We start from the raw sequence: 6,632 nt of genomic DNA, 5'->3' as shown, positions 1-6,632 counted from the left end.
GGGCGGTACGGGGCGGTACGGGGCGTGCGGGTCAGCCGGCCCGGAAGGTGCGCAGGCGGAGGCTGTTGCCGACCACGAAGACCGAGGAGAAGGCCATCGCGGCGCCGGCGATCATCGGGTTGAGGAGGCCGGCGGCCGCCAGCGGGAGCGCGGCGACGTTGTAGCCGAAGGCCCAGAACAGGTTGCCCCTGATGGTGGCCAGGGTGCGGCGGGAGAGCCGGATGGCGTCGGCCGCGGCCCGCAGGTCGCCCCGGACGAGGGTGAGGTCGCCCGCCTCGATGGCGGCGTCGGTCCCGGTGCCCATGGCGAGCCCGAGGTCGGCCCGGGCGAGGGCGGCGGCGTCGTTGACCCCGTCGCCGACCATCGCGACGACCCGGCCCTCGGCCTGCAGCCGGGCGACGGTGTCGACCTTGTCCTGCGGCAGCACCTCGGCGATCACGTGCTCGGGGGCGATGCCGACCTCGGCGGCGACGGCCTCGGCGACCGCCCGGTTGTCACCGGTCAGCAGCACCGGGGTCAGGCCGAGGGCACGCAGCCGGGCGATCGCCTCGGCGCTGGTCTCCTTGACCGCGTCGGCCACCTCCAGCACGGCCCGGGCCTCGCCGTCCCAGCCGACCGCGATCGCGGTCCGCCCGGCGGCCTCGGCGGTGCGCTTGGCCGCGGCCAGCTCCGCGGGCAGGTACTGCGACCACTCGCCGAGTAGCTGCTCGCGGCCGGCCACCACGGCGTGGCCGTCGACGACGCCCTGGACGCCGAGGCCGGGGACGTTCTCGAAGCCTTCGACGGCGGGCAGGGTGCCGAGCCGCTGGGCGGCGGCGCCGGCGATCGCGGCGGCGACGGGGTGCTCGGAGGCGTGCTCCAGGGCGCCGGCCAGCCGCAGCGCCTCCTCCTCGGTGGTGCCCTCGGCGGTGCGGACGGCGAGCAGGCTCATCCGGCCGGTGGTGACGGTGCCGGTCTTGTCGAGCAGCACGGTGTCGACCCGGCGGGTGGACTCCAGGACCTCGGGGCCCTTGATGAGGATGCCGAGCTGGGCGCCGCGGCCGGTGCCGACCAACAGCGCGGTCGGGGTGGCCAGGCCCAGCGCGCAGGGGCAGGCGATGATCAGGACGGCGACGGCGGCGGTGAAGGCGGCGGTCCAGCCCTCGCCGGTGCCGAGCCAGTAGCCGAGGGTGGCCAGGGCGAGGGTGATCACGACCGGGACGAAGACGGCGGAGATCCGGTCGGCGAGGCGCTGGGCGGCGGCCTTGCCGTTCTGGGCGTCCTCGACCAGGCGGGCCATCCGGGAGAGCTGGGTGTCGGCGCCGATCCGGGTGGCGCGGACGATCAGGCGCCCGCCGGCGTTGACGGTGGCGCCGGTGACGGCGTCGCCGACCGTGACCTCGACGGGCACCGACTCGCCGGTGAGCATGGAGGCGTCCACGGCGGAGGCGCCCTGCTCGACCACGCCGTCGGTGGCGATCTTCTCGCCGGGCCGGACCACGAACAGCTCGCCGACCTGCAGTTCCGCGGTGGGAATGCGGACCTCCGCGCCGTTGCGCAGCACGGTGACGTCCTTGGCCCCGAGCTCCAGCAGGGCCTTCAGCGCGGCGCCCGCGGTCCGCTTGGAGCGGGCCTCGAAGTAGCGCCCGGCCAGGATGAAGGCGGTGACGCCGGCCGCGGCCTCCAGGTAGATGTTGGCCGAGCCGTCGGTGCGGGCGATGGTGAACTCGAAGCCGTGCCGCATGCCGGCCGTGCCGGCCTTCCCGAGGAACAGCGCCCACAGCGACCAGAGGAACGCGGCGGCGGTGCCCAGCGAGACGAGGGTGTCCATGGTGGCGGCGCCGTGCCGGGCGTTGGTCCAGGCGGCCCGGTGGAACGGCCAGGCGGCGTAGGTGACCACCGGCGCGGCGAGGGTGAGCGAGAGCCACTGCCAGTGGTCGAACTGGAGGGCCGGCACCATCGCCATGGCGATCACCGGCACGGCCAGGACGAGCGAGGTGACCAGCCGCTGCCGCAACGGGGCCAGCTCGTCGGCCTCCTCGGCGGGCCGTCCGTCGGCGGCGGCCGGGTCGGCGGCCGGGCGGGGGACGGCGGCGGTGTAGCCGGTCGCCTCGACGGTGGCGATCAGGTCGGCGACGCCGACGCCGTCCGCCACGGTCACCCGGGCCTTCTCGGTGGCGTAGTTGACGGTGGCGGTGACGCCGTCCATGCGGTTGAGCTTCTTCTCGATCCGGGCGGCGCACGAGGCGCAGGTCATGCCGCCGATCTGGAGTTCCACCTCGGTGGAGGCGGGGGCCTGGGTGGTCATCTGGGCTCCTCGTGGGTCGTTCCGGGACGGGACGGGGTGGCGGCGGCCGGGCCCCGGATACCCCCTCGGGGTTTTCGGGGCGGTCGGGGCCCGGGCCGCGTCGGGTGGTCGGTCAGGCCCGGCCGGTCAGCGCGTAGCCGGCCTCGTCGACGGCGGCGCGGACGGCGTCGTCGTCGGGCTCGGTGGCGGAGGCGACGGTGACCAGGCCGGCCCGCACGTCGACGGTGACGGCGGAGACGCCGGTCAGGGCGCCCAGAGCGGCGCCGACGGCCTGCTCGCAGTGGCCGCAGGTCATCCCGGCGACGGCGTAGACGGTGGTGACGGCGGCGGGTGCCGGGGCGGTGGCGGTGGCGGTCGAGCAGGTGCCTTCGGTGGAGCAGCAGGACATGGGTGACTCCGATGGACGGGCCCCGGCGGGAGCGGGGCGCGGTGGTGGCCTGTGATACCCGGTGGGGGTATCGCTCGGCGGTGCTTCATTTATACCCAGGGGGGGTATCTGGCGCAACCCTCGAACCGGATCCGATCCGCCTTGACTTCATACCCCTGGGGGGTATCTACTGCAGGGGTGGCAACGCAGCCGCCCGGGCACCCGCCCCGCCCGCCCTTCCGTGACGGAGGAGTACCACCGTGAACACCGCCCTGAGGATCACCGCCTTCACCGCCGGCCTCGCCACCGCCTTCGGCGCCGCGTACGGCATCGGCCACGCGGCCGGGGGAGACCCCGCCCCCAGGCCCGCCGCCGCCCACACCGGACACCAGGGCGCCGCCGCCCCCGCCGCCACCTCCGCCCCCGCCGCGCCGACCGCCGAACACCTCCCCGGCGGCCTGCAGATCAGCGAGCGCGGCTACACGCTCAGCCTCGACAACGCCCACGTCACCGCCGGCGCCCCCGCCGACCTGCGCTTCCGGATCCTCGGCCCGGACGGCACCCCGCTCACCGCCTACCGGCCCGCGCACGAGAAGGACCTGCACCTGATCGTCGCCCCGCGCGACCTCTCCACCTTCCAGCACCTCCACCCCGCCCGGGCGGCCGACGGCACCTGGAGCACCCCCGTGGCGCTGCCCGCCGCCGGCGAGTACCGGGTCTTCGCCGACTTCACCCCCCTCGGCGCCGGCCAGGGCCTCACCCTGGGCGCCGACCTGCACGCCGCCGGCGACCTGCGCCCCGCCCCGCTGCCCGCCACCGGCCGCACCGCCACCGTCGACGGCTACACCGTCACCCTGGGCGGAGACCTCACCCCCGGCCGGGCCGGCCGGCTCACCCTCACCGTCAGCAAGGACGGCCGCCCCGTCACCGACCTGCAGCCCTACCTCGGCGCCTACGGCCACCTGGTCGCCCTCCGCGCCGGCGACCTCGCCTACCTGCACGTCCACCCCGACACGACCACCCCCGGCCCGGAGATCGCCTTCACCACCACCGCCCCCAGCCCCGGCGACTACCGGCTCTTCCTCGACTTCCGCCACGGCGACACCGTCCGCACCGTCGCCTTCACCCTCCCGGCCGCCGGCACCCCGCAGACCGCCCCGGCCCCCGCCGCGTCCGCCCCCACCACGCCCGCTGCCACCTCGGCCCCGGACGGCCACCAGCACTGACCCGGGCCCGCCGTCGCGCTCTTGCCTCACACCGCTCTCGCCCCACGCTCGCGCCGCCCCCGTCCCAGCCACGTCCCCACCCGAGCCCTCTCGCCTGCGGTGCTGCGCGGGCGGGGACAGACTGGGGGAGGGGGCCGTCCCCGGAAGGCAGGGTGCGATGCTGCTGTTGGGGCTCACCACCGCACTGGTCGCCACCGCCTGCTTCGGCTTCGGCGCCGTGTTCCAGGCGCGGGGGGCGCGGGAGGTCCCCACGACCGACCGGGTGCGGGTGGGCTGGCTGGCCGGGCTGGCGCGCTCCTGGGAGTTCGCCCTCGGGACGGCGCTCGACATCGTCGGCTTCGGGCTGAGCATCGTCGCACTGCGCACCCTGCCGCTGTTCCTCGTCCAGGCGGTGACCAACGCCAGCCTCGCGGTGACCGCGGTCGCGGCCGTCTGGCTGCTGGGTGCCCGGCTGCACCGGACCGACACGGTCGGCATCACGGCGGTGGTCGCCGGGCTGACGCTGCTGGCGGCCGGCTCCGGACGCGAGGGGCGGGACCACGCGGGCCCCGCCTTCCACTGGGCGCTGCTCGCGACGACCCTGCTGATGCTGCTGCTCACCGCCCTGCTGGCCCGCCGGAAGGGCACCGCCGCCGCGGCCGGGCTCGGCCTGCTGGCGGGTGTGGGCTTCGGGGTCACCAGCCTCGCCGTCCGGGTGCTGGACGTCTCCGCGCCCTGGGAGGTGTTCGCCGACCCGGCCGCGTACGCGCTGGCGATCGGCGGCCTCGGCGGCTACGTCGCGTACGCGCTGGCGCTGCAGCGCGGGACGGTGACCGCGGCGACGGCGGCCGGGACGGTCTCCGAGACCTTCGGCCCGGCCTTCGTGGGCGTCTGGCTGCTCGGCGACGCCGCTCGGCCGGGCCAGGGGTGGGCGGCGGTGACCGGGTTCGCGGTCGCGGTCGGCGGCACCTTCCTGCTGTCCCGCTTCGGCGAGGTCGAGCAGCGGCCGCCCGCCGCCCCGGCTGCGGGCTCCGCGCCCACCGTGGGTTCCGCGCCCGCCGCGGGGGCCGGGACCGTCGCGGAGGCGGCCCCGCTCGCCCGTCCGGGCCCGCCGTGCGAAGGTGGCTTGCCGGACAAAACGGACGGCGAACCGCGGAAGGCCGGCAGGTGAGCATGACGGAGCAGCGACCGCGAACCCAGACCGCGCTCGTCACGGGCGCCTCGTCCGGGATCGGCGAGGCGACCGCGATCCGGCTCGCCGCGGCCGGTTGGCACACGGTGCTCTCCGGCACCGACCGGGACCGCCTGGACGCCGTTGCCGCCCGCACCGGCGGGACACCGCTCCTGCAGGACCTCGCGAAGCCCGACGGCGCCGAACGCCTCGCCGAACGCGCCCTCGCGGCGGCCGGGCGCGTGGACGTCCTGGTCGCCGGGGCCGGCCTCGGCTGGCGCGGGCCGTTCGCGGGGACGCCCGCCGACACCCTCGACCGCATGATGGAGGTCAACCTGGCCGCACCGCTGCGCCTGGCCCGGCTGCTGCTGCCCGGGATGCTGGAGCGGCGGCACGGGCGGATCGTGCTGATCGGCTCGATGGCCGGCCAGGTCGGGGTCCGCGACGAGGCCGCCTACGCCGCGACCAAGGGCGGCCTGGCGATGTTCGCGGAGAGCCTCTGGTACGAGCTGCGCGGGACCGGCGTGGGGGTCCGGATCATCCTCCCGGGGGCCGTCGACACCCCGTTCTTCGCCCGCCGCGGCACCCCCTACCAGCGGGACCGGCCCCGCCCGGTCAGCGCCGAGCGGATCGCGGACACCGTCCTCGCCACCGTCACCACCGACCGCGACCGGCTGTTCGTCCCGCGCTGGCTGGGCGGCCCGGCCCGGTTCCACGGCGTGGCGCCGGGGGTGTTCCGCCGGATGGCGGCCCGGTTCGGCTGATGCGGCCGGCTCCCGGGCGTACCGCTGCGCTGGCGGGCTGCGGCCTGGCGGGCGCCGCGCTGCTGCACCTGGCCCCGGCGGCGGTCCGGCTCACCGCCGTGCGCCGGACCGTGGCCCGGGGCGCCGCAGGCCGGGGCGCGGCCGGGCACGTCGCGCTGACCTTCGACGACGGGCCCGACCCGCGGAGCACCCCGTACGTGCTCGACGCCCTGGACGCGCTCGGCGTGCGGGCCACCTTCTTCCTGCTCGGCTCGATGCTCGAACGTGCCCCGCGGCTCGGGCGGGAGCTCGTCGAGCGCGGGCACGAGCCCGCCGTTCACGGCTGGTACCACCGCACCCAGTGGTACCCGGCCCCCGCCCGCGACCTGCGGGAGCTGCGCCGGGCCCGGCAGGCCGTCACCGACCTGTGCGGCACCGCGCCCGTCTGGTACCGGCCGCCGTACGGCATCCCCACCACCGGCCTGGTCCTGGCGGCCCGGCGGCTGGGCCTGCGGACGGTGCTGTGGTCCGCCTGGGGCCGCGACTGGACGGGCCGCGCGACCCCGGAGTCCGTCTTCGCCACGGCCCGTCCCGACCTGGTGGGCGGGGCCACCCTGCTGCTGCACGATTCCGACTGCACCTCGGCGCCGGGCTCCTGGCGCTCCGCGCTCGGCGCCCTCCCGCTGATCGACGCGCACTGCCGGGCCCGCGGCCTCGTCCTGGGCCCGCTGCGCGACCACGTCCTGTGAGGCCGGCCGTCCTGTGAGGCCGGCCGTTCTGCCGCGGCCCCGCCCCCGCCGGCGACCGCCGGCCGGTGGGGTCGGCCGGCCCCGGAACGGCGGACGGCCCGGTCCCGACG

The 6,632-nt window shown here is 77.0% G+C and carries 6 protein-coding genes; 4 read left to right on the top strand and 2 right to left on the bottom strand.

Annotated elements, in window-relative coordinates:
- Positions 1-31: 31 nt before the first annotated feature.
- Positions 32-2,287: a heavy metal translocating P-type ATPase gene (locus tag ACWGB8_RS37225; RefSeq protein WP_452218092.1), complete on the bottom strand. Its 2,256-nt coding sequence runs from the start codon at positions 2,285-2,287 to the stop codon at positions 32-34.
- 112 nt (positions 2,288-2,399) lie between these two features.
- Positions 2,400-2,675, bottom strand: a complete 276-nt coding sequence (locus ACWGB8_RS37220) for a heavy-metal-associated domain-containing protein (protein WP_452218091.1) — start codon at positions 2,673-2,675, stop codon at positions 2,400-2,402.
- A gap of 239 nt (positions 2,676-2,914) precedes the next feature.
- Between ACWGB8_RS37220 and ACWGB8_RS37215 the strand changes: the two genes are divergently transcribed.
- From ACWGB8_RS37215 to ACWGB8_RS37200, 4 genes are all read left to right on the top strand, one after another.
- A complete protein-coding gene (locus ACWGB8_RS37215) occupies positions 2,915-3,880 on the top strand; it encodes a hypothetical protein (protein WP_452218090.1) in 966 nt (321 codons plus the stop codon).
- A 157-nt stretch (positions 3,881-4,037) separates the two neighbouring features.
- A complete protein-coding gene (locus ACWGB8_RS37210) occupies positions 4,038-5,030 on the top strand; it encodes a hypothetical protein (RefSeq protein WP_452218089.1) in 993 nt (330 codons plus the stop codon).
- Between the two features lie 2 nt (positions 5,031-5,032).
- Positions 5,033-5,794: an SDR family NAD(P)-dependent oxidoreductase gene (locus ACWGB8_RS37205; RefSeq protein ID WP_452218088.1), complete on the top strand. Its 762-nt coding sequence runs from the start codon at positions 5,033-5,035 to the stop codon at positions 5,792-5,794.
- Positions 5,794-6,522 (top strand): polysaccharide deacetylase family protein, encoded by a 729-nt coding sequence (locus ACWGB8_RS37200; protein WP_452218087.1) that lies wholly within the window; start codon positions 5,794-5,796, stop codon positions 6,520-6,522. The genes ACWGB8_RS37205 and ACWGB8_RS37200 overlap by 1 nt, the downstream gene beginning before the upstream one ends.
- The last annotated feature ends 110 nt before the right edge of the window (positions 6,523-6,632 follow it).

Source organism: Kitasatospora sp. NPDC054939 (assembly GCF_053610105.1).
Note: the sequence above shows the minus strand (reverse complement) of the source record. Positions and strands in the feature narration are given on the sequence as shown.

Excerpts from the sequence above, each read along its gene's own strand:
- ACWGB8_RS37225 (WP_452218092.1), bottom strand. The coding sequence starts at position 2,287 with ATGACCACCCAGGCCCCCGCCTCCACCGAGGTGGAACTCCAGATCGGC.
- ACWGB8_RS37220 (WP_452218091.1), bottom strand. The coding sequence starts at position 2,675 with ATGTCCTGCTGCTCCACCGAAGGCACCTGCTCGACCGCCACCGCCACC.
- ACWGB8_RS37210 (WP_452218089.1), top strand. The coding sequence starts at position 4,038 with ATGCTGCTGTTGGGGCTCACCACCGCACTGGTCGCCACCGCCTGCTTC.
- ACWGB8_RS37205 (WP_452218088.1), top strand. The coding sequence starts at position 5,033 with ATGACGGAGCAGCGACCGCGAACCCAGACCGCGCTCGTCACGGGCGCC.
- ACWGB8_RS37200 (WP_452218087.1), top strand. The coding sequence starts at position 5,794 with ATGCGGCCGGCTCCCGGGCGTACCGCTGCGCTGGCGGGCTGCGGCCTG.